This is a genomic window from Cryobacterium sp. PH31-O1 (genome assembly GCF_030063455.1).
Taxonomy (GTDB): Bacteria; Actinomycetota; Actinomycetes; order Actinomycetales; family Microbacteriaceae; genus Cryobacterium.
The window spans coordinates 862,202-888,950 of sequence record NZ_JASITB010000001.1 but is presented as its reverse complement, the minus strand read 5'-3'; the positions used below and the strand labels follow the sequence as shown (position 1 = coordinate 888,950).

Sequence of the window (26,749 nt, the reverse complement as noted above, 5' to 3'; positions counted from 1 at the left end):
ATCATGCGACGACTCGTTCGAGCACGATGCCCAGCGACTCGATCACCGCGGCGCCAAGGTCACGGGCGGCTGGGGGCGTTACAGCGTTACCTGATTGACGGACTTGCTCGCGCTTAGTCCCGAGCAGAATGTAGTCAGCCGCGAAAGCCATGCCGACCTTGATCTCATCCGGGGTGAGCATCCGAAAAATGCAGTCCTGAACATCGACGGTTCCGGTACTCGTGGCGAGGGAATACCGGTCGACGGTGGTCAGCGTGCGGTGAGGGTCAGTTACCGGCGCCGGGAGGCTGGTCCCGTAGTAGGGCACGAGCAGCGATTGGTGCCCCGCCGTCGTTACCGTGCGCATGACCTCTTTGACCGGCGTCGTCATCTCAGCGCCGCCCGTGTTGTTGCGCATGAGCAGCCCGTGATGATTGCCGCCAGCGGATACGGTGTCGATAACGTCGCTCGCGCTCTTGGCCACGCCGTTGTTTCGGAGCGGCACGACGATCGCAGTTTCGTTTCGGGTCGACTGCGTGCGCATCGGATCGGAGGCCAGCGCAGCCACCTTGCCAGTGCGACCCTCGACCGGGATCAGCAGGCCCTTTGTCTGCGCGGTCGTCTGCGTCAGCATCGGGGCCGCGCCAGACTGCACGGTGCCTTCACCGCGGATGCCGTCAGTGATCAGCGGCGGGAGTGCGAGCCCCTTCGTCTCCGAGGTGTGCAGCGTTCGCAATGCCTCTTCGGTAGGCCATGCTCTGAGATAACCGGTATCGCTCCCGAACTGCTTGTGCTTCGGGTCGCACGAGTCGTACTGATTCCCGCCAGCTTCGAGCGTGATCGGATTCCAGTACCGTTCGATGCCCTTTTCGATCCGGGTCATTGTCTTCGGCGACAGCGCCGTCTTGCGGTCACCGATCCGAGTGCCCTCGATAGTCCAGTCAATCGCGCTCGACGCGGGCAACCAGTCCGGCTCAACGACCGCAGCGCACTGCCCGCAACGGTAGAGATACTGCGCCTTGTATCGTCCCCAGCGCTCGGCCTTCTTGAACACCTGCACCGCCGAAACGACACCGTGAGTCGGGCATAGCGCGTTGGGCCGCGTCCACTTCTGAATATCCGGCTTGCGGTTGCCCTTCAACCAGAACACCACGTACATGCGGTCACGAGATTGTGGCGCCGGCAACCCGCGTGCCTGAGCGTGCATGGAATTCAGCCAGACGATCTCGTGGTCATAGCCAAGCGCCTCCATCGCCATCAGCCATGCAGGGAATGGAATCCACCGGTAGGCATCGACAACGTTCTCAATGATGATCGCCTTGTAGTGGTGGTACTCCGCAAAACGGGGCACATCCCACATCGTCGCCCGGGATCGGATCGCGGCAGCGTCGGGCAGCGGCTTCTCATCGCCGAACAATGTCGCCTCGGTCGCCCGTTGACGTTTGATCCCTTTGGCCACCGAATGATTCGTGCACTCGGGGCTGGCCCAGAGGATGTCCGTCGTTGGGAATCTCGACGGTTCGACCTGGCTAATATCAGCCGAATCATGATCGGTATTCGGATGGTTCATTTGGTGGCTCTCAATGGCAAGCGCCCAATGGTTCGCAGCCATGACAACCTGCACTCCGGGGAGCGTTGATAACCCCGAGCTTGAACCGCCGGCACCGCAAAATAGGTCTGTGATTGTGATCATGCGCGGGACACGGTGAGGTTGAGGTGAATGAGTCTGAGCATGATTTCCCTCTCTGGGGTACGAGTCATGCCCGGCCGAATGGCCGAGCATGGTGGTTCAGAAACGGGGATGGTTGGAGGTCGGCGGCACCCGGTCGGTGTCGATGTCGTCCCAGCCGAGCGGCGGCACCCAGCGGCGTTCAGCCGCATATCTGATGCTGCGAGCCCACGCGATTCGGTCGCGCCATTCGTCATGCGGCGGCGCGGTGTTCCAGAGCCGGTCGTACACGGCGATCATCTTCAACGCGAACCCCGCGCTTACTGCCTGCTGCTGCATCATCGCGCCGAAATTCCCACGGTTCACTCCGACGAGCACCGCGATCTTCGACTGCGACCAGCCCCGCGTCACGAGCGCCTGCACGCGGCGATGTGTTCCCCTGGCAGGGATTGGCGCGCCGGTGGCGAGTAGGTGCAGCTCGGGGCGCACGGCGAGGATCTTCTCGGCCTTCGCCCGTGAGGTGCGCTTGAGCACTTCGCCCTTGCGCGGGTCATCCGGGCCACCCTTGCGGCCGTAGACCAGCGATGAAACTCCGGTCGAACCGACCCCGGACACAACGCCGATACGTTTCCAGCCCATGCCGTTCGCCTGCAGGTAAGCGATGTGGTCGCGCACCGGGCCAGCGTCGACAAGGCCATTGTCGTAGCGGCCGAAGACCTGCGCCTTCCGGCGTGCCTTCGCCCGGATGGTCATAGCCGCCGTGCAGGGGATGCACCGGCATTTGCCGATCACGTAGCAGGTGCCCGACAGCGCGTGTCGGTGAACGTGGTCAAGTTTGCACATCTGCGTCATGGCCGCGGTCCTTTCTGGGATAAGAAAAGGCACCGACCGAATGTCAGTTCCTTGTGAATAGGTGGGCGAATTTACGCGAAGTCGAAGTCGAATAGCGGAATGTCTACGCCCGGATCAGGGGGGAGCGCAGCGGCCGGCAGCGGTGCGAGCAGTTCTGGCGCGGCTGCAGACGCTGCAAGCGTGGTAGTTGACGCCGCGACCTCGCGCACCGCCTCCCGTGCCCGCAACCTGCCACACCAGCCGCCGAGGATATGCGCCGGCGTGTACCAGCTGTCCAGCACCTCGATGGTCAAGGTGTTGCCGTGGATCACAACGGCAGGAATGTGCAGCAGCGACAGGGCGATGTACGTCATGTGCACCGAGGTGCGCTCGAGGTCCTGCGCCGTCACGTGCAGCTGCTTCTGGTAATTGAACCCTGCTGCACGCATCCGGTCCGCGAGAGCCACGATCATGCCGCCGCTGCCACACGTCGGCTCCGAGACCGTGATGAACGCCTGAGTGGCCAGCACCTCCTCGAACCCCGTGCACGTCATCTGGGCGATCATCCGGCTGACATCGAACGGGGTGAAATACTGCCCCATGTCGTCGCTGCCGAGCTCCAAGCTCATGTACAGCTGGCCGAGCACGTCGGACAGGTCGCCGCTGAGATGCTCGGTGAGCTTCCCCAGAATCTCGCCGAACCGCAGAGCCTCCCCCGAGGAGTACTCGCCAATGATCCGGGCGTAGCGTTCCTCGCGCTCGGCATGACAGTTCAGGTCGACGGTGTTCCGAATCGCCAGGGCGGCCAACTCGCAGAAGTCACCGAACACCTGCGCGATACGCCGGCGGCCATAGGCGACATTCGCCTCGAGCAGCTTCTTCACGCGGCAACCCCGCGCGCCTTGCGCAGCGCACGCCGCTCGATCACGCTCAACCCGCCGAAAATTCCGTAATCTCGGGTGCTCTCATGCGACTCGGCAAAAGCCAAACAGTCCGCGACGACGGTGCATTCGGCGCACACTTTCGCCGGGCCCTTCATGCTCCCGCCCACCGAGGGAAAGAAAGCGTCAGGGTCGGACGTCGCGCAGTTCGCCGCCTCACGCCACGTCATGCGGCTGCCCTCGCGTCGTAGCCTCTCGTGCTGCCGTGATCAGTCATGGCGTCCTGTCTCTGTGAAGTTGTTGGCGGGGGCGACTTGTGCCGCCCCCGGGGGTTATGCGCTTAGAACGGGGTCTCACCCGAGAAGTTGCCGGGCTGATTCCAGACATCACCAGCAGCAGCCGCCGGCGCGGCAGCGGAGGTGGCAGGCCAAGGCTCATCTGCTGGGTTGCCCTGCCGTTGCGATGCGCTCTCGCCGCGCTTCGGCCTAAGCACTACGACCGCGATCGTCGGGAATGAAAGCTTCACCTTCGCGCCGGGCTCACCGTCGCGTTTCTTGTACACCTCGAGCTCGATACCGCCAGTCAGTTGCACGAGCGAGCCCTTTCGAACCTCGTTCATCACGACGTCGGCGTGCTCGTCCCAGAACGTGGCCTCGAACCAGACCGTCTTTTCCTTCTCTTCGACCCACTCACCGTTCACTTTGCGAGATGGGGTGACAGGCACCACAATCTCGACGACGCGATGCTGTCCGGCATCTCGGGGTTCGGGTTCCTTGGCCACGAATCCCTCGATGGTCAGTGTTGCTTTGCTCATGCTGTCGTGCTCTCTTTCGTCTGGATGTCGCCGCGAGCTGCGGCCTGAATCTTCGTGATTGCTGCCGTGTGCTCGGGGGGTCCTTGCACCAGGCGGGTGCCCAATTTGGGGTCGTAGTCCTTCGCCATGCTCTATTTCTCGTCTCTCAACATCGTGTTTGTGGTTCTGGTCGGAAGCGTTACGCGCCCGTCTCCGTCGATTTCCCGGCTCTGGCGTGCAGTCGGGTCGAATGTGGGCAAAACCCCGCCAGCGGCCACGGGGCGACTCGTGGCTGGCAAATCCCGCACGCTAGGGGAATGCTTAGGCGGCTGATACACCTGCGGGTGGAATCGCTTGTCGTGCCGGGCGCAAATCTTCACCGTTGCCGACTGGCCAGAGGCCACCGCCCCAAAATCCGGGCACGTCGTGCAGCCGATCGTGAAGTTGTCGCGGCCATCATTCGTTGCTTTCGCGGTCATTTCTTGGTCTCTTTCCGTTTGATATTCGTGTTCGGCGTGAGCCCCAATCGGCGCAGCCGGTCCTTCACGGCCAGATTCGTCATGTCCAGGCGGCGGGCGATCTCCGGGGCGGTCATTCCTGCCCGATGGAAGATCACGATCGACTCGGCGCCGGCCGGTGCGCCCGCCCCGCACACGGCAACAGCCGAGCGGAATAGGAAGTCGGCCAACGTCATACCGCGGCGCTCCGCGATGGTCTCGAGCTTCCACATGTCGACGGCGGTCATGGGCACAGAGACGGTCACGGTGTGGGGGTGAGCGCTCATGACGATGCCGGCGCTTTCTGGTGCCGCAGTCGGAGCCACTGCTCGGCATTCAAATCGCCGTCGAGGAGCACGTAGCTGAGTTGGTGCGCCAAGTCCGAGCTGTTCACGATCTCGGCAAGGGTTTGAGCGAACATGCCCCACTTGCGCTCAAGCGATGCGATCGACGCATCATCAGCTTTGTTCGCTGCCGACACGGCGGTCTTGACCTCTGCCAGCCGCAGTTCAGCCTTTGCTATGAACGCGATCAGCTCCCGGCGCGTCGCCGTGCGAGCCTTCACCTCGCGCAGGCGCTCCATCAGTGACGCACGCAGGATCACCAGCGCAGGTCTTGCCCGCCGGCACACGTCCGGGTCCAAGAACCCTGCCCAGATCTCGTCATCGAAGATCGCTTCGTTCAGCTCATCCGCGAACTCGTCATCCGCGAGAGCCATCAGGTCATTCATACGATCGCCTTCCCGGTCTCCGGGTCGACGCCGCGCGCAATGCGGTGCTCCCGGATCGAGGCCTGAGTCTCAGCCTCAAACTTCGCCCGGTCGAGCGTGATCATCGGTGCAGCAATCGCACCGCGCTGAATGGCCGTCACGATCCGCTCCGCGCGTTCCTGCCGGGACCGGATCAGTCGGACGTTGGCGACGATATGGCCGGCCTCGAGGTACACCCCCGGCTGCTCCTGACGATGAATGACCACAGCGGCCAAACACTCATCGAGCGGCAGGTGGCCGAGGGACTGAAACCATTCCTCGTGCAGCAGGCCGAGCTTGCCGACGTCGCGGTTGTCGCCGATCTTCACGCGGGCAATCAGCTTGCCGATGTCGTCGTAGTTCATGCGCTCAGCGCCTTCCGGTCGTGTTCGGCTTGCATTCGCCTGCCCGTTTCGATGACGTCAAGGATCTGTTGATCCTTCGGGACCTTGACTTGCTCTTGCCGTTCGATCCGCTGCCTCTCGGCATGGAGACGGATCTGGTCGTAGCCCTTCCGGAACTTCGGCATGGAGAGCACGTTGCCTCGCCAGAACGAGTCGGCCTGGCACCACCGCATCAGCCGCTCGGCGGCGTCCACGTCACGGCCGTCGGCGACGAGCATGAGCCGGGCCGCGGTGTGCCAGCTCGGGCCAATGACTGGTACCTTCGATCCGTTTGCCACGACAAGATCGCGGAGCAGGATGCACAGCCGTTCGACCTCGGGGCGAAGCTCCGAGATGGGCTCGGGAGAATCATCGACAAGAAGCTCTTTAGTACTTAATCGGCTTGGCTTGGTAGGGCTTGGCTTGGCTTGGTTTGGGTGTTGGGACACCCGTGGGACAAGTGCGTCCGTCCCGCTGTCCGTCCCGTGGGACAAAGGCGGGACATGATTTGCCTTCTGATCAGCTCTATTTTCTCGCCAAGTCTTCTTTCGCAGCCGTTCAGCCTCGCGTTTTCCCTCAACTTCCTCCCTCGTGCGCTGCCAACCCTCCCAATCGTGGAAGACGAATCCTTGAGGGGTTGTCTCCCACAATCCAGAGGCCACGAGAGCCTCTGCAGAGAGCGGATCTGCACCCCATTCGTCGAGCATGAAAGTCTGAATATGGCCGTCCGTGAGGTGCTTTGCGCACGACGCCCCGGCGATAGTCCAGAGACCCACGGCGGCCATTCGCTCACCCCTGGGGATGCTCAAAACCTTTGGGCTCGTGGGGAACCCGTCGTCAACGTTGAACCAGACCACTACGTCTTACCTCCTTCCTTGTCGTCAAAGTCGCCTCTCTCGAGTTGGAGGGCGAGGGCATCCAGTACCGCGGCTGCGGGCAGGGATGCCTGTTTGTTCGCGCGGGACTTGATGTGCTTGATCAGCGCGGCCCGGTCGATCACGCGGCGCCGTACATTCGGAGCGCTGCGTCCTCTTCGGTGATCACTGCGATCTCGCCGTCGTCGGAATACAGCACCCAGGACAGGTGCAGACGCCCGCCGTAGATCGGCATCCACCGTCGCGCCGGCCACTCGCGCGGGTCGGCGTAGCTCGGTGCGGCCCACCCCTCGGCCTGCGCGTCGAGGGGATGCTCGGTCGCCCACTTGTGGCAGTCGAGGCCGAGCACGTGGAGATTGCTCACGACGGTGCGGCCGCCTTGGGAGCGGTTCACACGGTGGTCGCGAGCGGTCGGCCCACAGTCCCGGCGGCACTTCTGGCATGTGTCCTTGTCGCGCAGGGTGGCCAGCTCGTAGGCGTCGTTCTCTTCGGCCTTCGATGGCTTCGGGACCTTGGGGAGGATCATGCTGCCCACCGCCTGGACGTGTGCGCAGCCATGAAAGCGACGCGAGCGAACGGCTGCTCGCGATGGGTCCACCATCGCTTGGAGGTCCACGGCTCGACGGCGGCAACCTCGGCGAGGCGGTACTGCTGAATGCCCCACTGAACTGCATGGCACGCCCAGAGATAGTGATACGAGTAGTCCTCGAAATCCAGCTCTCCGACATCCGTGTACGTGAAGCCTTCCACGTCGAAATCATCGAGAACGCCCGTTGCCCCTTCGATGTACTCGGTATCGAATCCCCAGTTGTCGTCGCCAAGAATGTCGCTATCGATCGCGGCGCGAATGGTCATGCGCTGCGCCGGCGTGTACTGCTCCATACGGTCAGCCCAGTCTTCGTTCACCCAAGCTTTGAACTTCTCCACGGAGTACTCTCGATACCCCTCAGGCCGTCCAATCGCTTCGAGTTTTTCGCCCCAATAGCCAGGGTTGATCCCGTAGCTCGAGCGGTCGAAGAAGTTGAACATGTCGTAGATCCGGGCGAAGACGTAGGTGCCCATGTCGCCGCGGATCGTGAGACAGCCCGGCGCCGTGATTAGGGCGAAGTGCCCAATGCCCGTGCCTGGCTTCTGGAATCGCACGTGGCGGTAAACGCCCGAATCGTGCAGCACTGTCATTCGGTGCTTCGTGACATCGTTCTTGAACCGCCGCGCGGAGTCGGCGTATGGCGACGCCCAAGCGGCGCTCACGCTCCCCACCTCACGGCTTCCATCGCCTCGAGGTTCAGCAGAGGCAACGACTCTTCAACCGGATGCCCGAGGTGGCGAGCACCCATCGCAGCGAAGATGACCGCGTCGGCTTCGTCGTTGCCTGCGGCGTCGGCCTGCGGGTAGCGCTTGAGGACGGCAGCGAGCACGATGTCTTTCTTCGCCGACGCTCCGCCGGTCGCATACTTGCAGCGCTGCGAGCTGTTCACGACCACGGGTTCCTGATCGACGTATTCGCAGATGAACTTCACGACCATCCACCAGTGCGCGTTGATCTTGTCGAGAGAACTCGACTTGCCGTGATAAATGAGACCCTCGATCACGACTAGATCGGTGCCGTGGAACTGCACGACCTCGTCGATCTGGTGGGCGATCCGTTCGGAACGGTCGATGAAGCTGCGGAGCGTGTCAGCGTCAGCCTTCGACGTCACGGTGTGCGTCTCGATGATTCCGTTGGCAATGACGGCGAGCCCGGTCGACGTCATGCTGAGGTCGATACCGATCACTCGGCGGGGCGTGATCGTTTGAAAGCTGGAAGGCATCATGCCTGTGTCGGTTCCGATCATGGTCTGGCTGAATTCATGTTGAGCATTGGTGCCTCCCGGCGGTGGTACGCCGAAGGCCGCCATGCGTGGTTGCGCGGGCGGCCTTCGGCGAGGGTGTTACGGGTGCGCTGTCATGCAGCGCGGAGGGTTATGCAGGCTTCCCGAAGAAGATCGGTGCATCCGTGCCGGTGTGGATGAGCTTTTTCTCGGTTGTCGCCTCGGCGCCGCCGACGCCGGGCACGACGATGGTCTCGTCCTTGCCGTCGCGGATCTCGTCGACGATGTCCGTGAACGCCGCGTCGAGGATGTCCTGAGGTCGCACGATCGCGAACCCCAGACGCAGGTCGCCGCCGTTGAGCCGGAAACGGAACTGAGCCGTCACGTTGTAGATCGGGCCGCCGATGTACGGGCGCAGCCGGAGCTTCAACTCGGTCGGGATCGGGATGTTCCCCTTCTGCCCAGCCTTGGCCGTGATCGTCTCGTCGAACCCAAGGTTGATCTGGCCCGACCCGGTGTTCACGGCTGACTTGAAGTCGACCTTGTTGTTCGCCTGGAACGACGTTGCGAGTTCCAGCAGCGTGGCGCTGTCGGGGGAGACGCAGTCCGTTGCGCGCTCCTGGATGAACTCGGCGAATTCCTCCTGACCGAACCAAGCGCCCCGGCCCACTGTGGTGAGGTCCCGAGCCAGCCATGCGAGCCATGGAATCGTCTTGACGAGTTCGAGCTTCACAGTATGGCCCTGCCAGCCGTTCGGCTTAGCGAAGCCGGTATTCGAATCGAGCACCGCGATCACAGTACTCGCGACCTTGTCGGCGAAGACCTCGGTCTGGTCATTCGAGTGCCGGTCGAGGTACGTCACGAACGAGTAGGCATCAGTGACGATGCGCCGGCCAGTAGCTCGCCGTGGGCCCGGGCCGTACTGGTCCGTGTCGATGAGGCGCACGCCGCCATCTTGGTCAGCGACGGTGTAGATCTGGTTGATGTCGACGCTCTGCGGTGCGAGAGCCTGTCCTGCGAGCGCAGATACTGCCTGTGCTTCGGTGGTGAAATCAGTCATCAGTCGAGGTCCTTTACTTCGCCAGTGGCGTGGTCGTATGCGGGCATATCGTGTGCATCTTCCTCGAACAGCGGCGTTGACCGCGGGTCCGAACGGCTGAGGTTGTTCGCCGAATCCGTGTAAGCGATGGAGCCTTCACGGTTGCGTTCGGGGCGCTTCGCCGTGATCTTGTCGCTGATGATCACTTCGGAGCCGCCGGGGTTGACGAGCTTCACGTCGACACGGAAAATGAGGGAGCCGGGCTTTCCGGTGTCCTTCACGGCTTCGATGACACCGCGCAGCTCATCCGCGAGTTCCACGTCACTCTTGGGACGGATGGATGCGAGAATGGCGGCGAAACTGCCAGCCTCGGTCTTGGATGTTGCGGACATGATGTTCCTTCTTTCTTGGGTCGTGCGTTCTCCTGCGCCGACGGCAGCAGGGAGTTTGTGGTGGTCATCGACGCATGCCAGAAGCGTTGTATGCCGCAGTCACGGACTTGTTTATATTCATGTAGCCGTAAAGTTTCGACTGCAGAGCATCCGCCAGCACCTCGGCGTACTTGAGCTTCTCCTTAGCAAGGTTCAGATCATGAAGCTCGCTCTTGGTCTTTGACAGAGCGACCTGCCGGGCCATCTGGGCGCCGTACTTCACGTTGGCCACGCAATGATCTGCGACAGCCCCCTGCCACTTCTCGGTAGCCCGGTGAACGTCCTCATACAGGCGGGTGATGACTCCGGCAGAGCGCTCAACCCGATCCGCGAGTATCTGAATGAGCTGCTCCACCTCCGTCGGGCCCAGCGGCAGATAATCGATCAGATCAACCGGGGTAAGCATGGCGATGACATGGTCCTCCGCGACAGAGACGAGGAGTTCGCCCGCGGGGTCCGCAATAGTGCGGTTCTCCTCATCGGACCTTCCGACAATGGCCAGGGCGTTCGGCTCACCCTCGGTCATGACGCAGCGGCGGGCGTTGCGGCAGCGAACTCAGCAGCAGTTTCGCGCTCGTACCGCTGCAGCTCCGTCTCTTCCGGTTCCAGTTCTGCGACAGCGGCGACAGGTTCGTCATCCGTGATTATCTCGGCGTCGACAATGTTCTCGTCAGGTTCAGCAGCAGTATCGGCTGATGCCTCGGATGCCTCGGATGCCTCGGCCCGGCTGAGTTCGCCGTGCTTCGTCAGGAACATCGTGCGGTTGGCCGTGTACTGTTCGGCAGCGCTGGCCCGATCCCTGATCGCCATAAGCTCAGCGGTCGTCGTCGCCGCGGCCACGAGTGCAGCCCAATCCTCGGCGGGCTCAGCATCTGTGCCTGTGGTGGACTGCAGCTCCCCAGCGTCGGTGACCAGCGCGCCCATCTCCTCTGGTGTGTAGCTCACACCCATGAGAACATCCTCGCCGCCCTCCCGGACGACTTCTCCGATGGCGCGGGCCTTGCAGAGCCCTTCACTGTAGGCCTCCCACGGGAGCGGGTTGCCGCTCTTTGACCGTGCAGTCACAACCCACTTACCGTTATTGACCTCGTACTTGCACAAACCAGCGCGGGCAGCGCGGGCAGGAGTCCAAGTTGCCGAGTACGTAAAGTCGGGATCGTCTGATCGGGTGATCGTGGCCGTGGCCGCGAAGTCGCCGCCCTCGATCGTGCCCGTCGTGTTCACGCGCAGCTTGTGGCCGGCCTTCCGCACCAGGCCCGACATGAGGCCGGGGGAGATCGTAGGCTTTCCCTCAATCACATGGATTCCACCGAGGGCGGCCATCGGGTGAATTCCGAGCATCGCGCCGGTCTCCATGACCAACAGCACCTTGCCGGGGGACGGGGCGCCGCGGTCCCAAAGCCCCTTGGGGATGAGGTCGCCAGCGGATGCGAGCGTCTGCACGTAGCGCATCTTCTCGTCCAGCCCGGCGGCTTCGTACTGAGTGACTTCCTTGCTCATGGCATGCCTCTTTCGAATTTGAGTGCGGCGGTGATCCGCGTGGATAGTTCAATGGCGATCGGCAGAAGTGCGGCCAGCACGTCTGCGACGTCGGCGGGGTAGATGCGCAGGCTCTTGGGAACCTCGGTGCGCATCTCGCCCTTGACGATCTCGGCCCAGATGAACTCGGTGTAGAGGACCTCCGGGCCGACGCAGTACTGCTGGAATGCGACCTGCCGGAATTCGCCCGGTGTGGGGCCGTAGACGATGCGGTCGTGTTTGGCCTTGACCTCGGAGAGCACGATGCCCTCAGGCTTGACCAGCAGCCCGTCAGGGGTGGCCGCGAGGCCCGGGTGGTCTGCGGAATGGATCAGCAGAGTGTTCTGTGGGATGCCTGCCCAGGCGAGCATGATCGGTTCCCACTCGTTGCCCGATTCGGTGTACCGATTGCCCGAGAAGGTCGAGGGCTTCAGCTTCGCGTTGAGGTACGTCTCGATGGACGACATCTTCACGAGCTTGGCCGCGTCGCTGGCCCCGACGATCGGCTCTCGCGCAGTGAGCCACGCGGGCCGGTCGAGTGAGTCGGCCATGACACGGGATTGCCAGGGCGGTGCGAGTACGCCCCGCTGCACGTCAATCTCAGCGGGGCCAGCAAGCGTTTCGGCGGGGGTCATGCTCGACGCCCGCAATCCATTTTGTGACCGCCGACTCGGTGGCAATCGGGGCAACTCACGAGGGATTGCATCGCCATTTCAGCCTGCTCCCTGGCCTCTGTGAATTGCTCTTCGGTGAGGTCAGGCACGTCTTCCCAGCGCTTCCCGATGTTGTCGAGCGCATCAGCCACAGTGAGGTCGACCAGTGTTCGCGCCGCCTCTTCGATATGGTCTTCCTGCTCAGCCGTCCACCCGTCTGGGGCGTCGTAGTAGATGTCTGATTGGCTCTCTCCGATGGTCACAGCGCCCACAGGCCTCTCTCGATGTCGCTGGTCATCTCGTCGCGGTCCACGGGCAGCTCGAAGAACAGCCCTCGGTCGTTGACTTCGCGTGGGGTGTGCAGCTGTTTGTAGGCGATGAGGTTGCCAATGCGTAGCTGCTCCGTCTGCGCGATGGTTGCGGCGACCTGCGCGTCTGCTGCTTCAGCGATGGCCATGGTCGCCGTCGCCTGGGCGAAGGCGAAGTGATCCGCGTCGGTGTTCAGGATGCTTTCCGGGTGGTTCAGGTAGTAGGCGATTCGGGCTTTCGCTGCGGCCTTGAAGTCGGTCATGCCGACACCGCCGGGGTCTGGATGCGGAAGCCGACACCATCAGCGTCACCGCGGTACCGCTCCATGAGAACGAAATAGCCGCGCTCGTCGGCGAGCTTCTGCACGGCCGCGAGACTGACGTCATCAAGGTCGTTGCCCGACTTCATGACCACGATCTTCAAGTCCGGGTTGCCGCTCGTGGCCAGGTCGAACGCGATCGAGTCCTGACGGGCCGTGTTCAACTGCTTGAACGTGACGTTGCCGAACATGATTGCGTCGTCGCTCACGCTGAGGCCGGCGGGGAAGTCGGCAGCGGCGAGGCCGCCAGCCTTCACCTTGTCGATGGCGGCGATGCTCGCGGTCATCGCGGCCTCTTCGGCGGTACGGTCGTCAAGCTCAGCGGCGAGGGCGGCCCGGGTGAGCTGTGCGCGCACCTTTACGTTGGTCTCGTCGATGCTGGCCAGCTGCGCGGCCACGGCACCCGGCGACTGTGGTGCAATCGAGTTGCACGCTGCGATTGCCTCGCGCTCGGTGGCCAGCATTGCGCTGCGTTCAGCCCGAACCGCGTCAAGCTCGGCAGCCAGTGCCTTCCCGCGTTCGTCAAGATCGATCCGGGCGATGCAGGCACGCTCGGCAGTGTCCTTGCGGCGGTCCACTTCCACGTTGTGCTCGCGGATCGCATCCATCTCGGCGTACAGCGACGCGGCCGACACCTCGGCATCCGGAACGCTCGCGTCGGCCGGGGCGCATCCGTCGAGCTGCGCAGCCAGGCGCTTTACCTCCCGCGTCTTGTCGGTGCGGCCGTCGAAGAATCCTTTGCGTTTCGCGTCGATCTCCGCGAGGTCGAAGGGCAGTGTCACCTTGGACAGCAGCGTTTGGCGCTGCTCCTTGTCGGACAGCTTCACGAAGTCTTTGGGATCGAACAGCAGCCCGCCGGTGATGTTGGCCACGAACTCCTTTCCGCTCGGGTACTTGGCGCCGTCGAGCGCATAGGCGGTGAGCGTGCCGGGCCCGTCCTTCGGGTAGTCGCGGACGATGCGCCCATCCGTCAGCAGGATCTCCACCTTCGCCCGAGTGGCCTTGTTGTTCACCGGGTTCGGGATCAACCGCGTGCCGGCCGGGTCGAAGCACTCCTCGACGGCGGCCATGAAGCTGGACTTTCCGGATCCGTTCGGCCCGGCGATCACCTGCAGTTGGCCGGTGGGGAACATCTCGACGGTGCCCTCGATCCCCATGAAGTCGGTCACGGTGATCTTGGTGATTTTCTGCGATGTCATTGCAATCTCATTCCCGGCCCGCAGGCCGTTGATCCATTAGTGAATAGGGCATGTTGATTCGGCGCCATTCGGACACGACAGCCTCGGCCGCCGCGATTTCGGTGAAAAGGCCGAGAAAGTGCTGCTTGCCGTTGAGCTCGGCCTTGGCCTGCCATTTTTTACTGGCCACGCTCCAGGAGACTCCGCGAACCCCGGAAGCGTTGTCAATGTCCGCGCCCTGCCTGTTCTGGTGGTTTTGGGTGTTCGTTATTGCTCGCAGATGATCTGGATTCACACATGCACGGTTCCCGCACATGTGGTCCAGAGTTAGACCGTCTGGAATGGGTCCGTTTGCCCAGATGTACGCAACGCGGTGTGCCCTGCACATCGTGCGGTCAATCGCGAACGATCCATAGCCGTGCCAATCCTTTGATGCGGTCCAAAGCCAGCAGTCGCCGGTTTTGTTGACCTTCGACCAGAACCTGTCTTCAGGTGGCACGTCGCTACGGTGTGGGGCGTCCATATCGCTGCCACGAACTTGGCGCAGGTGGTGCGCGTTGCAATAGCCGGCGCTGCAAGAGCGTCGTGCGCATCCGGGGTGCTTACAATTTGCGTTCATCGTGTGATCTCTCAATCGCGGCTAGGCAGCCGATAGCGGTGACCGGGACCATGAGGGCCACGCCGAACAGGGCGAGCAGGTTCGACAGGAACCAGGCACCCGCCAAGGTGAGTAGAGCGCCGATGACGGCAAGGATGATGAGCCAACGCGGGGCAGTCACACGAACACCCATGGGCGCCGGCGGAGCAGCACGACGCTCACCTGACGGGAGAACCACGACGCGCGCCACCAGTCCTCAGGCGGGTCGACCCGGTCGTCGTCGACGGCCTCAGCGGCGAGCCGAACAACCTCTGGATCGGAGGGCAGCAGGTACCCGGTCATGTCCCATTCATTGCGACCGCGACCGCCGATGACCATGACGTGATCGCCAGCTACTGCGACCGGACGCGGAATGAACCCCGGCGATTTCAGCACGGCTGCTCATCGTGCGGATCCGGTTGAGCGTTGATCAGGCGGGCAAGGTAAACAGGGTTCGCCTGCGTGCCCGCATCGCTCGAAGGCCACCCGTCGAGCCGAGTGATTGCCGCCGCCATGATCGCCAGCAGCGCCGGCACCGAACGTCGGAGCGCTGCCGTCAGATCGGCCGCATCACGGTGCGCAGGGATCGGGCCGCGCGCCCTGGTTGACGTCAACTCGGTCAGCGTGCGAATCGCGACCGTGAGGTCTTCGACGGCCGTCACGACAACCACCATGCGATCACTGCAGCGAATAGGAGCACGAGGACTGCGATCTGCACCCCGATCACTAGCGAGACCAGCCACCTGCGAACCTCAACCACGGTCTGGCGCTGGGCAACTCGCCGGCGGCGGTCGCTGTCGATGATCTGCGAGCCGTGGGTGGGCTCTGCGGGATACGGGGCGGGAGGCTTGGTCATGCTGCAACTGCTTTCGCGGTGAAGAATCGGTGGCGAATGGCCGGCAGCGATTCGGAACGGATGTAAAGTGTTTGCTTGACCTGCCCGTTGTGGTGACGTGGGGCGTTGTGCTGAGGCATCAGGCGAAACTTTGAGCCGTGAGCAGAAGCCGCCCGGTACTCGACTTCGGGGACGTCCTTCTGTCGCGAGTTCGACCAGCGCTTGCCGATCGTCAACCGGTAGATCCAGTTCGCGTCCAGCAGGGTCTCGCGCAGAACGCCCTCGGCCACGCCAAGTTCGGACGCGGCGGCCCGGAATAGAACGACGTCTTCGGATGCAAGGAACTCATCGACGTAAGCAACCTTTGGGGCGTCAATCGCGGCTTGAGCCTTGAGCGCCGTGGTTGACTCCACCTCCGCGACGAGCGCCTTGAGCGCGGCCAGGTAGTCGCCGGGGAGCGCGGCGGGCTCGGCAACCTCTTGGCGCCGCGTCTGCACTGCGAAGTACTGCTGCACGGCGGCGATTGCGGGCTTAGACGGGTCCGCGTTCTGGAAAAGGATGTATGCCCCGTAGCGGGTCACCTCGACATCTTCGACCTGGCGGCGACTCCCTGACCCGATCTGGACCATTTTGTTGACCCCAACAAAATGGTCGGCAGCGCTGATCCCTGTGGTGTTGACGGATACGACGGCCCGATCGATAGCCTTCGACCAGTTGCGCCATTCGGTGTACCCGGCGAACTCCATCAGATCGCGTGCGCTCCATACCTCACCATCGGTGAGCGTGATCACCTTGAGGTCGTCCAGACGCTCGGCGTAGGCCGTGGCGATGGTGGCACTCATGAGAACGCCCGCATGTTGATCACGAGCGTCAGGTGGTCCCGCAGCGACACGAGGTCGGCAGCCGTGAGGAATCCCGACGACTGCGGGAAGTTGTAGCGGAATGTCGTGACCTCGGCGCCACCGCTACCGTGGGCGTTGAGGCTGACCATGTACTTGCCGCCGGCGCTGAGCCAGTCGGGTTCGGTCGCAGCGACCTCGGCGCGGGTTCGCTGCTGCCGCAATTCGTCGATCTCCGCTTGCCGCTTCTTGATCTCGGCGTCGAAGTCTGTAGTCTGGGTGGGCATTGGATCTCGTTTCTGTGTCGTGGCCCATCCGTTCGTGCGGGTGGGCTTTTTCGTTGATAAGCGGGACGCCGGGGCTATGCGCCCGGACATCCCTATGACGGACCCGGCCATAGACTTCGGAACATGACAATGAGTGAACTCATATCGCTCGGCGCGCTGGTTATCGCCGCCGCATCTTGGGCTGACTCGATTCGTCGGATCAATTCGGCGTCCATCGCTTTCCGAATCGAACTCGACCCGGCTTTTGATGGGTGGTACCGGATCAGGAACGTGGGATCACGAACCGTTCGAGAGGTCGCAATTGATCCCGCGTCCGTCGCCGAGTACCAACTCGGCGGATCCTGGCTCTTTGGCGATATGAAGGCCGGATCGTCGCGACGATTCACCTTGAAGTCATTGAGTGGCGACCGCCCCGACGAAATAACTCTGAAATACGGCGTTCTATTGGCGAAGAAACGCGTGGTCCCGTTTCATCCAGTCGCCGTCGAGTCACCCGGCGAACCCAAACCCATTGACTGACAGCGAGCAAGATCGCGGCGGTCGAGAGAATGAAGCTCATTGATTCCCCTTTCTGTTGATGAGTGGGAACAGGGCCGGATTCGAACCGGCATATCGGGTGGGGGGACCCGCGCTCTTCCAGTTGAGCTACCCGCCCATATGCCCGGTCAGGGCTCGAAGCTGACCGGGCGTGACCTCTCCACTTCAGCGATGGGGCAGCATTCGCCCGCTGACACGCTCCCTCGGGGTGAGGCCAAATCTGTTGTGGTTCCTTGGCGCGTCAAGCGAGCTGCGCCGGTAAAGCCACATGCGACGTAGGGACCGACCTACCCGCATGCACACGACCTGAGTACTTTCCTTGGCGGGGCCTGGCCTCGAATGCCGCTCCCTCGCCGTACTGCTCGACTTCGCCTCCCCATTCGTTCTCGGGGCCCGTGTGGCGGAGTAAATATCCTTCTCAGTTCGCTGTATTCAGTTTTCAATGAGGTGCGAGCGCGCCCAGCCGTGTCGCTTTCGCGGTGGTCCCTGGGGCAAATCAGGTGATGCAGCTGGCATGCGGACACGCCGGCGGTTCGGCCGTCCAGTGGACGGCCAAGAATGTGAGGTGTTGCGGCCCTACTCAGATGAGGGCGGGGGAGCTATACGGCGCGTTCGGCCAGGATCATGCGTTCGAGGTTCTCGACGGATGGGCCGCCGGCATAGTGCGCGGCGACGGCCTGCGCGTGGGGCGTGAGCTTCCGTGATTCACGGATGCCGGCCCAGAAGAGGGAAGCGGTTTGCGAGAGGACGAGTGCCTTCTTCACGCGGCTAGACCCAGGTCTTGTAGTCGGTATCCAGAGCGGGTCCGATGCGCTTGAGCTCACCGAGGGTGAAGAGGTCGATATTCTGGATTTTGGTGCGGAGAGTGGAGCGGGGCATTCCGCATGCCGAGCCGAGGGCTTCGTCCGACATGCCTAGGGATTTCCTGACGACGTTGATTACGTCCTGGGCTTGAGGCGGTGTGTGTGACATAACTGTCACTGTAGTGACAAATATGTCACTGCACAAGTCGAGGACTAGACAGGACAGATTTGTCAATCCCCTGTTTCGCAAATCGACAAGTGACAAATATGGCCATACAGTGACAGTTATGACACGAATAGACCCTCTCGACCTCGCGGTTACAAAAGTGATCCGCAAGCTTATGTCGGCCAGGGAGATGACGAATGAGGACCTTAGCGCTCAAACTGGAATCCACCTGCGGACCATTATTCGAATCAGGAAGGGCGAGCGCGCTGCGACAGTGGGCGAGCTTCGCGCAATAGCCAAAGCCCTCGGCACGACCGTGTCAGCCATTGCGATCGAGGCCGAAGCGATCGTCGAAGACGACTGATAACGTCACATCGCACCGACGTGCCTCGCGAATGGCCACGCTGACGGCAATGTCAGCGGGCTGTTCCGGCAGGTTGCTCGTGATGCCAGCAGTCTTGGCTGCATCAACCAGCCGGCCTCGAACAGTGTTTGCGTACGCGTGCATAATTCCCCCAAATTCTCGTTACATTCGAACATACATCCGACCGGCGACATGCACCATCTGCGCTGCACGTCGGGTCACAAAAGCGAGGGATACCCATTGACAGACACCCGCGGAGAGCGAACCATATATATGGTCGAGCCTAACCCTCGTCAGAAGTCGGCAAGCCTGCCGATAACGTCAGGGTGTGGCGAAGGGGAGAAGGATGCAACCCGGCCCCATGTCTCTGGCTGTGGCCGCCATCGTCAACGACGCCTTTCTCGAGATGTTCATTACCCAGAAGCGCCTGGGCGAATTACTGGGCGGCATTCCTCAGCAGACGATCTCTCAATACCTGCGTGGAGATCGCGCGCTGGATATGGACCTGTTCGTGAGCCTGTGCAGAGTGCTGCGCCTGGATCCGCTCGAGGTCATCACGGCTGCACTCGGCGCCACGGAGTAGTCGGCAGGGTCACGTCATGACTCAGCAGCCGCGTGCAATCCTCTACCTGCGCCAGTCGACGTTTAAGGAAGAGTCCATCAGTCTTGAGCTGCAAGAGACTGCCGGGCGGGCTCATTGCGAGAAACACGGCTATACCGTCGTCGGAGTCGAAGCCGACCCGGGAATCTCGGGACGCACATGGAAGCGCCCCGCGGTCATACGACTCATGGCGAGCGTCGAGAGCGGGGACGTTGATGTCGTCGTCCTATGGCGGTGGTCGCGGCTCTCGCGATCGCGCAAAGACTGGGCCCTGGCCGTCGACCGCATCGAGGTAGCAGGCGGACGCATCGAGTCCGCCACCGAGCCGAACGACGTGACAGCAGCCGGCCGATTCGCGCGCGGCGTAATGACTGAGCTGTCCGCGTTCGAGTCTGAGCGCATCGGCGAGCAGTGGAAAGAGGTCCATGTCAACCGAGTGAACCGCGGCTTGCCGTCTGGGCGCCTACCGTGGGGATGGGTTATCAAGGACAAGCATGCTGTACCGCACCCAGAGAACGCATCGGCCATCCCGAAACTGTATGACTTGTACCTGTCAGGCATGGGATCGCGACAGTTGGCCGACTGGTTGGAGGCGAACGGTTACCGCACGTTCTATGACAGTTCTTCATGGGAGCACTCGACCGTCACGTCCATTTTGGATAAGGCGTTTCACTCCGGGCAGATTACATACAACGGCGAGCTGTTTCCTGGCGAGCATGAGGGTCTGGTCCCGGTCGCTGTCTGGGAACAGTACCGGGCAATGCGGGCTGAACGTGCCGGCGAGCGTGCGCCGAGACACCGCTACTTACTCTCTGGCATTCTTCGGTGCGGGTGCGGCGGGACCATGTTCGGGCTCATGAACAGTCAGAGCCGAGGCAGCGTTGATCCGTACATCGGATACCGGTGCCAGTTTCAGAATGTTCATACAGTTCCGGCGCATGGGCCGGGGACGATCTCGGCGCGCATTCTTGACCCGGCGGTGCTCGGCTGGCTGGAGCAGGTGGGCCGCATGGACGATCCAGAACCTGACTATGCTGCGGCTGCGGCGAAGGTAGATGCGCAACGGTTCGCACGGGAGATTCTCGCCGTCGATGCGCAGATGTCGACACTGACTCAGAAGCTCGCGCAAGGGATTGTCCCTGAGCGCGCGTATCGGTCGGCGGTAGCCGCAATGGAAGAACGGCGGGAAGCACTCAGCGAGTCCCTGCGAGCAGTGGAGTCGTCTGTTGTCCTCGCGCCCGCCGGGCCCGCGAAGATCGCACGTGAACTCATGGAGGCGTGGCCAGGCGCATCTTTGCAGACGAAGCGTGCCGCCATTCGAAGTCTTGCCTCCGGGCTCATTGTGAACTTCGGCGAGGTCCGAACGTTGACGATCACGGCCCGGTGGGGTACCCCTGTAGCTATCGACGTATAACGGACATAACGCGCAAGTACTGGGCCGTGAATATTCGCAAGTTCACCCGGCGCATCCGTGATCTGAACCAGCTTGTCGGGCTCGGCGCCCTCACCCAGCAGGCCGCCGATTTTCTGCGAATCTGTGTGCTCGGCGGCCAGAACATTCTGGTGTCCGGCGCCACTCAGACCGGCAAGACCACGATGCTCAACGCCCTGCTCTCGTCGACGCGGCCGGGCGAACGCATCGTGACAGTGGAGGAGACTTTCGAACTGGACCTGTCGGCCCGTGACGTGGTCGCGATGCAATGCCGGCAGCCGAGCCTTGAGGGTACAGGGGAGATCACCCTTCGCCGGCTGATCAAGGAGTCACTGCGGATGCGTCCCGACCGGCTCGTGGTCGGCGAGGTGCGCGAAGCCGAGAGCCTCGACCTGCTCATCGCCCTCAACAGCGGGCTGCCTGGCATGTGTTCGATCCACGCGAACAGTGCCAGAGACGCACTCGCGAAGCTTTCCACGCTGCCGTTGCTGGCCGGTCGCAACATCGACTCGTCGTTCGTACTGCCGACCGTGGCGGGCTGCATCGACATCGTGGTGCACTGTGAGATCGACCGGCACGGCCGCCGCCGCGTCACCGAGATCATCGCACCGAGCGGCCAGCTCGCTGGCTCGACCATCGAGGCGAGCCCCCTGTTCCTCTCCCCGCACGGCCACCTTGAACCTACCGGCTCCCACCCCACCAAACTGGCCAAGTTTCGTGCGGCCGGCGTCGATCCGGCGTCGGTGTTACGACAGGGCGCCGCATGACTCTCGTGCTGGGGTGCGTGCTCGGAAGCGGGCTGGTGTTGGTCCTTGCGCCGTTCCTCTGGCCGGCCGATTCTGCAGCCAAGCGGGCCGGAGTGGGCGAACGGATGCGGATGCGCCTGGTTCAAGGCGGGCTGCCGTCGGTGCCGGTACCCGCTTTCCTGGCCCTGTCGGCGATCGTGGGGGTGGCATCCGCTGCCCTGGTCCACGGAATCTTCGCGGTACTCGCGCTCAGCGCGGTCGCCGGATTGGCCGGGCTGCTGTTGCCGTGGTTGATCGTGTCGTGGCGGGCGGCGGCGCGGCGTCGGGCCAATCGCACGGTGTGGCCCGATGTTGTCGACCACCTGGTGTCGGCGCTGCGTTCCGGGCTGGCGTTACCCGACAGCGTGAGCAGCCTCGCGCAGGCCGGGCCGACCGCGACCCGCATGGCATTCGCGCAGTTCGAGCGCGAGTACCGCGCCACCGGAAACTTCAGCTACTGCGTTGACGAACTCAAATGTTCCCTCGCCGACCCGGTTGCCGATCGCATTCTGGAGACCCTGCGCATGGCGCGCGAGGTGGGCGGCAGTGACCTCACCGTCGTGCTGCGCAGCCTCGCTGCCTGGTTGCGCCAGGATGCCGCCGTGCGGCTCGAAGTGGAAGCCCGCCAGTCCTGGGTGGTGAACGCGGCCCGGTTGGGCGTCGCCGCACCGTGGATCATTCTGATTCTGCTCGCTTCGCGCCCGGAAGCGGCCATCGCGTACAACTCGCCGGCCGGTGTCGTCGTGATCGCGAGCGGTCTCGCGCTGTCGGTCATCGCGTATCGGGTCATGATCGCCGTCGGTCGCCTGCCCGAGGAACGCCGGTGGTTCTCGTGAACGGGTGCAGCCGATGAGTGCCGCTCTGAGTTCATTCGCTTTGAATTCGTCCGCTCTGGGCTGGGCCGTGCTGTGCGGGAGCGGCCTCGGCGTGGGGCTGTGGTCGCTCGTAAGCCTGACGCCTCGCCTGACCCGGCCTCGCCTGAGCGACCGGGTGGTGCCGTACATCCTCGACATTTCCCCGGAAGCGCGCCGCATCCAAGCCCGGCGAACGGTGAACCCAATCCCTGTGCTGGGCAGCCTGTTCGCGCCGCTGTTGCGTGCGCTCACGCGAGGGCTGTCGAGTCTCCTCGGGGGCAGCGACACCATTGCGCGACGTCTGCACCAGTCGGGTTCGATGAAGACCGCCCTGGAATTTCGTTCCGTTCAGCTCGTCTGGGCGTTGCTGGCCTTCGCTGCCGGAACGGTGGTCACTGTCGTGGCGCTGCCCGATCTGCTGTTGCCCGCCCGCATTGCGCTGCCGTTCGTGGCTGCGTTCGGCGGTGCCACGCTGCGGGATTGGCTGCTCCAACGGGCGGCGGCCGCACGACTGGCACGCATGCGCAGTGAGCTGCCGACCATTCTGGAATTCCTCACCCTGTCGTTGTCGGCGGGGGAAGGCATCCTGGATTCCATCCGACGGGTGTCACGCACGAGTTCGGGGGAGTTGTCGCGGGAATTCGCCGGGGTGGTCGCCGACGTGCACACCGGGGTTCCGATCGGGGCGGCGTTGCAGACGCTGTCGCGGGGCATCCAGTTGCCGGAGGTGACCCGGTTCGTCGACCAGGTCACCGGCGCCCTCGACCGGGGCTCGCCGCTCGCCGAGGTGTTGCGGGCGCAGGCGCAGGATTCCCGCGACCAGACCAAGCGCACGCTGCTTGAACTGGCCGGCAAGAAGGAAGTGGCGATGCTCGTGCCGCTGGTCTTCCTGATTCTTCCGATGACCGTTCTGTTCGCTGTTTTTCCCGGGCTCGTTGTGCTTCAGGCCGGGTTCTGACGTTCCACAGCACCACCCACCCCTCGAGAGAAGAGAATCAGATGACCCGAATCATGCTCCGCTTCAACAACCTGCTCCGCGATGAAACAGGCGACGTGCCCGGCTGGGTGCTGATCACCCTGATGACGGCAGGCTTGGTTCTGATCATCTGGGGCCTGGCCGGCCCCGCCCTCAGCGGGGTGTTCCAGCAGGCCATGGACCGCGTCAGCAGTTTCTGACCGGGCGGCATGTACCAGCATTGCGAGCGGATGCGCCGCCGCGCCCGGCTGTGCCGTGACCGGCTCAGCGGCGAGGCGGGTTCCGTCGTGGCCGAATTCGTCATGGTGGTGTCTTTACTGACCTTCCTGACGCTTATGGTCATGCAACTCGCCCTCGCCCTGCACATTCGCAACACCGTGCTCGACGCCGCCGCCGAGGGTGCCCGCTATGCCACGCTCGCCGACAGCAGCCTGCCAGCGGGGGCCCAGCGCACGCGCGACCTGATTACGACGGCCATCGGGGCGACCTATGCCACCGATGTCGTAGCGCAGCATGGGGTGAGTGCTGGATATCCCACAGTCGAAGTGCGGGTGCGCGCACCGCTGCCGCTTATGGGACTGCTCGGTGTTCCACGCGGATTGGAGGTGGTCGCTCGTGCCGCGGTCGAAACGCTGGAATAACGGTTCTGAATCGGGCTCGGCGTCGCTCGAGTTCATCACGGCTGGCCTGATCCTGCTGGTACCTCTGGTCTACCTGGTGTTGACCCTGTCCGCGCTGCAGGGTGGTGCGCTCGCCGTGGAGGGTGCCGCCCGACAGGCCGCCCGGGTCTATGTGCAGTCTCCCGATGCGGTCACCGCCACCGCGCGGGCCCACCGTGCGGTAGCCTTCGCGCTCGAGGACTACGGCCTTGACCCGGGTGATGCCCAGGTGCAGATCGACTGTGCTGGTGGGGCCAGTCACTGCCTGAGCCGTCAGAACCTCGTGACGGTCACCGTGCGCATCGGCATCATTCTGCCGCTGGCTCCCGATCTGCTCGCCCTGAACCAGAGCGCGAGCGTTCCGATGACGGCGGCGTCGACCCAGATCGTGTCCCGGTTCGGTGGTCTCGGATGACCAGGCGTCTGCCGCACCCATCGAACCAGGACGGATCCACCCTGCTGCTCGTGATCTTCTACGGCTTTCTGGCCCTGAGCCTCGTGCTCGTGGCTCTGTCGGCGACGTCGCTGTATCTCGAACACAAACGGCTGCTGAGCCTCGCCGATGGGGCCGCGCTCGCCGGGTCCGAGGCGTTCACCCTGGGGGCGGTGCAGCTCGGCGTCGGCGGGCCACGGCCCCAACTGCGCTCGCATGACGTGTCGGCAGCGGTCGATGAGTATCTGCGCCTCGTTCCCCACGATTCGTTCGAGGCGCTGTCGGTGACGAGCGCGGCATCCACTGACCGGCAGAGCGCGTCGGTGACGCTTCAATCGTGGTGGCGCCCGCCGGTTCTCACTCTCGTGGTCCCCGACGGTGTGCCGCTCGAGGTGACGGTGGTATCCCGGGCGGTGTTCCACTAGCCGGGCTTCAGTCCCCGAAACGGGTGCGCGCAAAGTGGCACTGGTAATTTCAGGATGGAAGCGTACTATGCACAGACACGTAGTCGACATGGAAGCCTCCTACCTCGTAGGGGGCTTCACGGTTTTATAGCGAAGTCGACCCTCGTGCCAGCCCCGGTCCCCGGTTGGCAGTGCTGACGACCCTCGGTCGTCGTTCAACCGGGCTGGTCGCCGCCGGATGACGTGGCCCAGGATGGCGGCTGAGAACCACCGAGATCGGCTGTGAAATCATGAATGTACTACTGGACGATCGCGTTGTGGAGCAGCTCGACTTCGAGTCTCTTCTGCCCTGCGAGGGCGTGCATCACGATCGCGGATTGAGCGGTCACGATCCGGCCGAATCGGGCGGCTACATGGTGATTTCCCCCTGCTGTGGTCCCAAGGTGATCCAGTGCTGCTCGCGGGTTGACGCCATGCGGGTTTCCGGCGTGCTCTACTGCGGCGCCTGCCAGCACGAGCATCTCACGAGCGAATACCAGTTCGTTCCGCTGCAGCTGTAGGCGCCCTCCCGCGCCCGCATTTTTAGAGTGGATGCCGCGAGCGGTACTGTCGAGAGGTGCCCTGATGGCGCCGACAGGAGCAGTGTGCGTACGCAGCGGGAGAAACTGAGCGGCGCTGGAGCCCAACTCGCCACCGAGGTCAGCATCAATTTCGGGTCGTCACTGGCCGGGCTGCTCATTCCGGTCGTCGGCTCGCCGATCGTCGTCGCTGCCCGCCAGATCGTCATGGTTATCGTGGTGCTGCCGCTGGCCCGGCCCCGGCTGAAGAACCTGACCTGGGCCCGGATCTGGCCGCCGCTTGCACTCGGTCTCGTGCTCGCCGTCATGAACCTCAGCTTCTACCAGGCTGTCAGTATGCTCGGACTCGGCGTCGCGGCGACGATTGAATTTCTCGGTCCCTTCGCCCTCGCCCTCGTGACCAGCCGCCGCATTCTGGACTTCGTCTGCGCAGCGGCCGCCGCCGGGGGAGTGTTTTTGTTGACCTGGTCGGACGGCACGCTCGACCCGCTCGGCATTGTGCTTGCGCTCACCGCAGCGGCCGCCTGGTTCTGCTACATCGTGCTGACCCGCCGGGTGGCGACGGAGTTCGCCGGGCTTGAGGGTATCTCGATCGCGAGTGTGGTCAGCCTCGTCATCGTGGTGCCGATCGCGCTGTTCACCCTGGATCTCTCGGTCTTCACCTGGGGCGTAGTCGGGCTGCTGTTGCTTGTCGGCCTCGTCTCCTCGGCCTTTCCGTACACGCTAGACACCTATATTCTGCGTCGGATCAGCCCGCGGCTGTACGCGATCATCACGAGCTTCGGCCCGGTGATCGCGGCCGGTTTCGGCGCTCTCGTACTCGGCGAAACCTTTACCCTGCTGCAGCAGATCGCCATCGTCGTCGTCTGCGTCGCGGCCAGCGCGGCGATCGCGACCCAGCACGATCGGCCAACGTCCGACCTCGAGCTAACCGCGACCGCGATCCCCTAGAGCGGGCGGGCTGGCGGGGACGGCCGTAGGCATCCGCTTGTTCGCTGGTGCTTGTTGAGGGGGCTATTCGACGCGCAGACCGAGGTGAGCGGCGAGCAGCGGGGCGAGCAGGCTCAGTTGGGCGTCGTCGATCGTGGCGCCGCGCAACCCCTCGAGGCCGTGCACGGCCGAGAAGTCGCTTGAGCGCAGGTCGACGTCTTTGAGCTTGGCGCCTCCGACATCGAGAGTGCCGATGCGGCAGTTCTGCAGTTCGAGGCGCTGCACGGTGGCGCTGCCCAGGTCGAGCTCCTCGATGATGCAGTTGCTGATGAGTACGTCGGTGAGGGTGGCGTTGCGCAGGTTCACGAAGTCGAGCTTGGAGCCGTCGATGTGTACCGACCGCAGCGTTGCCTCGTAGGCCTCGACCGAACCGAGCCTCGCGTGTTCGATGCGCACGTCCCGCCAGCTGGAACGCGGCGCGCTAAACACCGGCGCGTGCAGATCGGTGGCCAGACACTCCGAAAAGGATGCCCCGCGCAGCCTGGTCTCGTGCAGAGAGACCCGGGTGAATTCACACTCCCCGAACGTGATGCCGGTGAGGTCACGTCCGTCGAGGTCAACGCCCGTGTACCGCTCGGCCTCACGGCCGACACCGGAGCGCAAGAAAGCGCCGTCGTCGTCTACGAGGTCGGGCAGGGTGATGCGGTCGATCGAG

At 63.4% G+C, this 26,749-nt stretch carries 43 protein-coding genes, 1 tRNA gene and 1 pseudogene; 13 read left to right on the top strand and 32 right to left on the bottom strand.

Annotated features, from left to right (window positions below; translation table 11 throughout):
- Position 1: 1 nt before the first annotated feature.
- The 28 genes from QMK31_RS04340 to QMK31_RS04205 form a co-directional block, all read right to left on the bottom strand.
- The gene (locus QMK31_RS04340) at positions 2-1,762 is read right to left on the bottom strand and encodes a DNA cytosine methyltransferase (protein WP_283499690.1); all 1,761 of its coding nucleotides are present in this window, start codon (positions 1,760-1,762) and stop codon (positions 2-4) included.
- Positions 1,763-1,768: 6 nt separating this feature from the next.
- Entirely contained in the window at positions 1,769-2,500 is a 732-nt protein-coding gene (locus QMK31_RS04335) for a hypothetical protein (protein WP_283499689.1), read from the bottom strand.
- A gap of 71 nt (positions 2,501-2,571) precedes the next feature.
- A complete protein-coding gene (locus tag QMK31_RS04330) occupies positions 2,572-3,363 on the bottom strand; it encodes an N-6 DNA methylase (protein WP_283499688.1) in 792 nt (263 codons plus the stop codon).
- Positions 3,360-3,590, bottom strand: a complete 231-nt coding sequence (locus QMK31_RS04325) for a WhiB family transcriptional regulator (RefSeq protein ID WP_283499687.1) — start codon at positions 3,588-3,590, stop codon at positions 3,360-3,362. The genes QMK31_RS04330 and QMK31_RS04325 overlap by 4 nt, the downstream gene beginning before the upstream one ends.
- A gap of 110 nt (positions 3,591-3,700) precedes the next feature.
- Positions 3,701-4,174, bottom strand: coding sequence for a single-stranded DNA-binding protein (locus QMK31_RS04320; protein ID WP_283499686.1), 474 nt, complete (start codon positions 4,172-4,174; stop codon positions 3,701-3,703).
- Positions 4,171-4,302 carry a hypothetical protein gene (locus QMK31_RS04315; RefSeq protein WP_283499685.1) on the bottom strand — a complete coding sequence of 44 codons (132 nt, stop codon included), beginning with the start codon at positions 4,300-4,302 and terminating at the stop codon, positions 4,171-4,173. The genes QMK31_RS04320 and QMK31_RS04315 overlap by 4 nt, the downstream gene beginning before the upstream one ends.
- A 326-nt stretch (positions 4,303-4,628) precedes the next feature.
- The gene (locus QMK31_RS04310) at positions 4,629-4,937 is read right to left on the bottom strand and encodes a hypothetical protein (RefSeq protein WP_283499684.1); all 309 of its coding nucleotides are present in this window, start codon (positions 4,935-4,937) and stop codon (positions 4,629-4,631) included.
- Entirely contained in the window at positions 4,934-5,380 is a 447-nt protein-coding gene (locus QMK31_RS04305; protein WP_283499683.1) for a hypothetical protein, read from the bottom strand. Before QMK31_RS04305 ends, QMK31_RS04310 begins: the two co-directional genes overlap by 4 nt.
- Positions 5,377-5,763: a hypothetical protein gene (locus QMK31_RS04300; protein WP_283499682.1), complete on the bottom strand. Its 387-nt coding sequence runs from the start codon at positions 5,761-5,763 to the stop codon at positions 5,377-5,379. Before QMK31_RS04300 ends, QMK31_RS04305 begins: the two co-directional genes overlap by 4 nt.
- Entirely contained in the window at positions 5,760-6,638 is an 879-nt protein-coding gene (locus QMK31_RS04295; RefSeq protein ID WP_283499681.1) for a phage replication protein O, read from the bottom strand. Before QMK31_RS04295 ends, QMK31_RS04300 begins: the two co-directional genes overlap by 4 nt.
- Positions 6,639-6,777: 139 nt before the next feature.
- Positions 6,778-7,182: an HNH endonuclease gene (locus QMK31_RS04290; protein WP_283499680.1), complete on the bottom strand. Its 405-nt coding sequence runs from the start codon at positions 7,180-7,182 to the stop codon at positions 6,778-6,780.
- The gene (locus QMK31_RS04285; protein ID WP_283499679.1) at positions 7,179-7,907 is read right to left on the bottom strand and encodes a hypothetical protein; all 729 of its coding nucleotides are present in this window, start codon (positions 7,905-7,907) and stop codon (positions 7,179-7,181) included. Before QMK31_RS04285 ends, QMK31_RS04290 begins: the two co-directional genes overlap by 4 nt.
- Positions 7,904-8,491: a hypothetical protein gene (locus QMK31_RS04280; protein WP_283499678.1), complete on the bottom strand. Its 588-nt coding sequence runs from the start codon at positions 8,489-8,491 to the stop codon at positions 7,904-7,906. Before QMK31_RS04280 ends, QMK31_RS04285 begins: the two co-directional genes overlap by 4 nt.
- A 127-nt stretch (positions 8,492-8,618) precedes the next feature.
- The gene (locus tag QMK31_RS04275) at positions 8,619-9,527 is read right to left on the bottom strand and encodes a DUF2303 family protein (protein ID WP_283499677.1); all 909 of its coding nucleotides are present in this window, start codon (positions 9,525-9,527) and stop codon (positions 8,619-8,621) included.
- Entirely contained in the window at positions 9,527-9,898 is a 372-nt protein-coding gene (locus tag QMK31_RS04270; protein ID WP_283499676.1) for a YfdP family phage-associated protein, read from the bottom strand. The genes QMK31_RS04275 and QMK31_RS04270 overlap by 1 nt, the downstream gene beginning before the upstream one ends.
- A gap of 64 nt (positions 9,899-9,962) precedes the next feature.
- On the bottom strand, positions 9,963-10,463 hold the full coding sequence (locus QMK31_RS04265; protein WP_283499675.1) for a hypothetical protein: 501 nt from the start codon (positions 10,461-10,463) through the stop codon (positions 9,963-9,965).
- Positions 10,460-11,437, bottom strand: a complete 978-nt coding sequence (locus QMK31_RS04260; protein WP_283499674.1) for a hypothetical protein — start codon at positions 11,435-11,437, stop codon at positions 10,460-10,462. Before QMK31_RS04260 ends, QMK31_RS04265 begins: the two co-directional genes overlap by 4 nt.
- Positions 11,434-12,090: a PDDEXK family nuclease gene (locus QMK31_RS04255; RefSeq protein ID WP_283499673.1), complete on the bottom strand. Its 657-nt coding sequence runs from the start codon at positions 12,088-12,090 to the stop codon at positions 11,434-11,436. Before QMK31_RS04255 ends, QMK31_RS04260 begins: the two co-directional genes overlap by 4 nt.
- Positions 12,087-12,371, bottom strand: a complete 285-nt coding sequence (locus QMK31_RS04250) for a hypothetical protein (protein WP_283499672.1) — start codon at positions 12,369-12,371, stop codon at positions 12,087-12,089. Before QMK31_RS04250 ends, QMK31_RS04255 begins: the two co-directional genes overlap by 4 nt.
- The gene (locus tag QMK31_RS04245) at positions 12,368-12,679 is read right to left on the bottom strand and encodes a hypothetical protein (protein WP_283499671.1); all 312 of its coding nucleotides are present in this window, start codon (positions 12,677-12,679) and stop codon (positions 12,368-12,370) included. Before QMK31_RS04245 ends, QMK31_RS04250 begins: the two co-directional genes overlap by 4 nt.
- Entirely contained in the window at positions 12,676-13,935 is a 1,260-nt protein-coding gene (locus tag QMK31_RS04240; RefSeq protein WP_283499670.1) for a hypothetical protein, read from the bottom strand. The genes QMK31_RS04245 and QMK31_RS04240 overlap by 4 nt, the downstream gene beginning before the upstream one ends.
- A 7-nt stretch (positions 13,936-13,942) precedes the next feature.
- Positions 13,943-14,413 (bottom strand): HNH endonuclease signature motif containing protein, encoded by a 471-nt coding sequence (locus QMK31_RS04235; protein WP_283499669.1) that lies wholly within the window; start codon positions 14,411-14,413, stop codon positions 13,943-13,945.
- A 103-nt stretch (positions 14,414-14,516) separates the two neighbouring features.
- On the bottom strand, positions 14,517-14,693 hold the full coding sequence (locus QMK31_RS04230; protein WP_283499668.1) for a hypothetical protein: 177 nt from the start codon (positions 14,691-14,693) through the stop codon (positions 14,517-14,519).
- Positions 14,690-14,947 carry a hypothetical protein gene (locus tag QMK31_RS04225; RefSeq protein WP_283499667.1) on the bottom strand — a complete coding sequence of 86 codons (258 nt, stop codon included), beginning with the start codon at positions 14,945-14,947 and terminating at the stop codon, positions 14,690-14,692. The genes QMK31_RS04230 and QMK31_RS04225 overlap by 4 nt, the downstream gene beginning before the upstream one ends.
- Entirely contained in the window at positions 14,941-15,225 is a 285-nt protein-coding gene (locus QMK31_RS04220) for a hypothetical protein (RefSeq protein WP_283499666.1), read from the bottom strand. Before QMK31_RS04220 ends, QMK31_RS04225 begins: the two co-directional genes overlap by 7 nt.
- Positions 15,210-15,407 carry a hypothetical protein gene (locus QMK31_RS04215; protein ID WP_283499665.1) on the bottom strand — a complete coding sequence of 66 codons (198 nt, stop codon included), beginning with the start codon at positions 15,405-15,407 and terminating at the stop codon, positions 15,210-15,212. Before QMK31_RS04215 ends, QMK31_RS04220 begins: the two co-directional genes overlap by 16 nt.
- Positions 15,404-16,228: a phage antirepressor KilAC domain-containing protein gene (locus QMK31_RS04210; protein WP_283499664.1), complete on the bottom strand. Its 825-nt coding sequence runs from the start codon at positions 16,226-16,228 to the stop codon at positions 15,404-15,406. The genes QMK31_RS04215 and QMK31_RS04210 overlap by 4 nt, the downstream gene beginning before the upstream one ends.
- Positions 16,225-16,512: a hypothetical protein gene (locus QMK31_RS04205; protein ID WP_283499663.1), complete on the bottom strand. Its 288-nt coding sequence runs from the start codon at positions 16,510-16,512 to the stop codon at positions 16,225-16,227. Before QMK31_RS04205 ends, QMK31_RS04210 begins: the two co-directional genes overlap by 4 nt.
- A gap of 123 nt (positions 16,513-16,635) precedes the next feature.
- Between QMK31_RS04205 and QMK31_RS04200 the strand changes: the two genes are divergently transcribed.
- A complete protein-coding gene (locus QMK31_RS04200; protein WP_283499662.1) occupies positions 16,636-17,031 on the top strand; it encodes a hypothetical protein in 396 nt (131 codons plus the stop codon).
- A 65-nt stretch (positions 17,032-17,096) separates the two neighbouring features.
- Here the strand turns inward: QMK31_RS04200 and QMK31_RS04195 are convergent.
- From QMK31_RS04195 to QMK31_RS04185, 3 genes are all read right to left on the bottom strand, one after another.
- Positions 17,097-17,167, bottom strand: a tRNA-OTHER gene (locus QMK31_RS04195).
- A gap of 481 nt (positions 17,168-17,648) precedes the next feature.
- Entirely contained in the window at positions 17,649-17,813 is a 165-nt protein-coding gene (locus tag QMK31_RS04190) for a hypothetical protein (RefSeq protein ID WP_283499661.1), read from the bottom strand.
- Positions 17,814-17,817: 4 nt separating this feature from the next.
- Entirely contained in the window at positions 17,818-18,021 is a 204-nt protein-coding gene (locus tag QMK31_RS04185) for a hypothetical protein (protein WP_283499660.1), read from the bottom strand.
- A 118-nt stretch (positions 18,022-18,139) separates the two neighbouring features.
- On the opposite strand from QMK31_RS04185, the gene QMK31_RS04180 reads away from it, so the two are divergent.
- The 12 genes and pseudogenes from QMK31_RS04180 (at position 18,140) to QMK31_RS04125 (ending at position 26,055) form a co-directional block, all read left to right on the top strand.
- Entirely contained in the window at positions 18,140-18,382 is a 243-nt protein-coding gene (locus tag QMK31_RS04180; RefSeq protein WP_283499659.1) for a helix-turn-helix domain-containing protein, read from the top strand.
- Positions 18,383-18,755: 373 nt separating this feature from the next.
- Positions 18,756-18,965, top strand: a complete 210-nt coding sequence (locus QMK31_RS04175) for a helix-turn-helix domain-containing protein (protein WP_283499658.1) — start codon at positions 18,756-18,758, stop codon at positions 18,963-18,965.
- A gap of 16 nt (positions 18,966-18,981) precedes the next feature.
- Complete coding sequence (locus tag QMK31_RS04170) at positions 18,982-20,397, top strand: recombinase family protein (protein WP_283499657.1); 1,416 nt, start codon at positions 18,982-18,984, stop codon at positions 20,395-20,397.
- Positions 20,394-21,182 (top strand): annotated as a pseudogene (locus QMK31_RS04165) (TadA family conjugal transfer-associated ATPase); the annotation flags it as partial. The gene QMK31_RS04170 and the pseudogene QMK31_RS04165, both read left to right, overlap by 4 nt.
- On the top strand, positions 21,179-22,036 hold the full coding sequence (locus QMK31_RS04160; RefSeq protein ID WP_283499656.1) for a type II secretion system F family protein: 858 nt from the start codon (positions 21,179-21,181) through the stop codon (positions 22,034-22,036). The pseudogene QMK31_RS04165 and the gene QMK31_RS04160, both read left to right, overlap by 4 nt.
- 13 nt (positions 22,037-22,049) lie before the next feature.
- On the top strand, positions 22,050-23,012 hold the full coding sequence (locus tag QMK31_RS04155) for a type II secretion system F family protein (RefSeq protein WP_283499655.1): 963 nt from the start codon (positions 22,050-22,052) through the stop codon (positions 23,010-23,012).
- Between the two features lie 41 nt (positions 23,013-23,053).
- Entirely contained in the window at positions 23,054-23,230 is a 177-nt protein-coding gene (locus QMK31_RS04150) for a hypothetical protein (protein ID WP_283499654.1), read from the top strand.
- Between the two features lie 9 nt (positions 23,231-23,239).
- Positions 23,240-23,671 (top strand): TadE family protein, encoded by a 432-nt coding sequence (locus tag QMK31_RS04145; RefSeq protein ID WP_283499653.1) that lies wholly within the window; start codon positions 23,240-23,242, stop codon positions 23,669-23,671.
- Positions 23,646-24,104 carry a hypothetical protein gene (locus QMK31_RS04140; RefSeq protein ID WP_283499652.1) on the top strand — a complete coding sequence of 153 codons (459 nt, stop codon included), beginning with the start codon at positions 23,646-23,648 and terminating at the stop codon, positions 24,102-24,104. Before QMK31_RS04145 ends, QMK31_RS04140 begins: the two co-directional genes overlap by 26 nt.
- On the top strand, positions 24,101-24,547 hold the full coding sequence (locus tag QMK31_RS04135) for a pilus assembly protein TadG-related protein (RefSeq protein ID WP_283499651.1): 447 nt from the start codon (positions 24,101-24,103) through the stop codon (positions 24,545-24,547). The genes QMK31_RS04140 and QMK31_RS04135 overlap by 4 nt, the downstream gene beginning before the upstream one ends.
- Before the next feature lie 269 nt (positions 24,548-24,816).
- Entirely contained in the window at positions 24,817-25,086 is a 270-nt protein-coding gene (locus QMK31_RS04130) for a hypothetical protein (RefSeq protein WP_283499650.1), read from the top strand.
- Positions 25,087-25,170: 84 nt separating this feature from the next.
- The gene (locus QMK31_RS04125) at positions 25,171-26,055 is read left to right on the top strand and encodes an EamA family transporter (protein ID WP_283499649.1); all 885 of its coding nucleotides are present in this window, start codon (positions 25,171-25,173) and stop codon (positions 26,053-26,055) included.
- A 63-nt stretch (positions 26,056-26,118) separates the two neighbouring features.
- Here QMK31_RS04125 and QMK31_RS04120 read toward each other — a convergent pair whose 3' ends face one another.
- Complete coding sequence (locus QMK31_RS04120; RefSeq protein ID WP_283499648.1) at positions 26,119-26,697, bottom strand: pentapeptide repeat-containing protein; 579 nt, start codon at positions 26,695-26,697, stop codon at positions 26,119-26,121.
- Between the last annotated feature and the right edge of the window lie 52 nt (positions 26,698-26,749).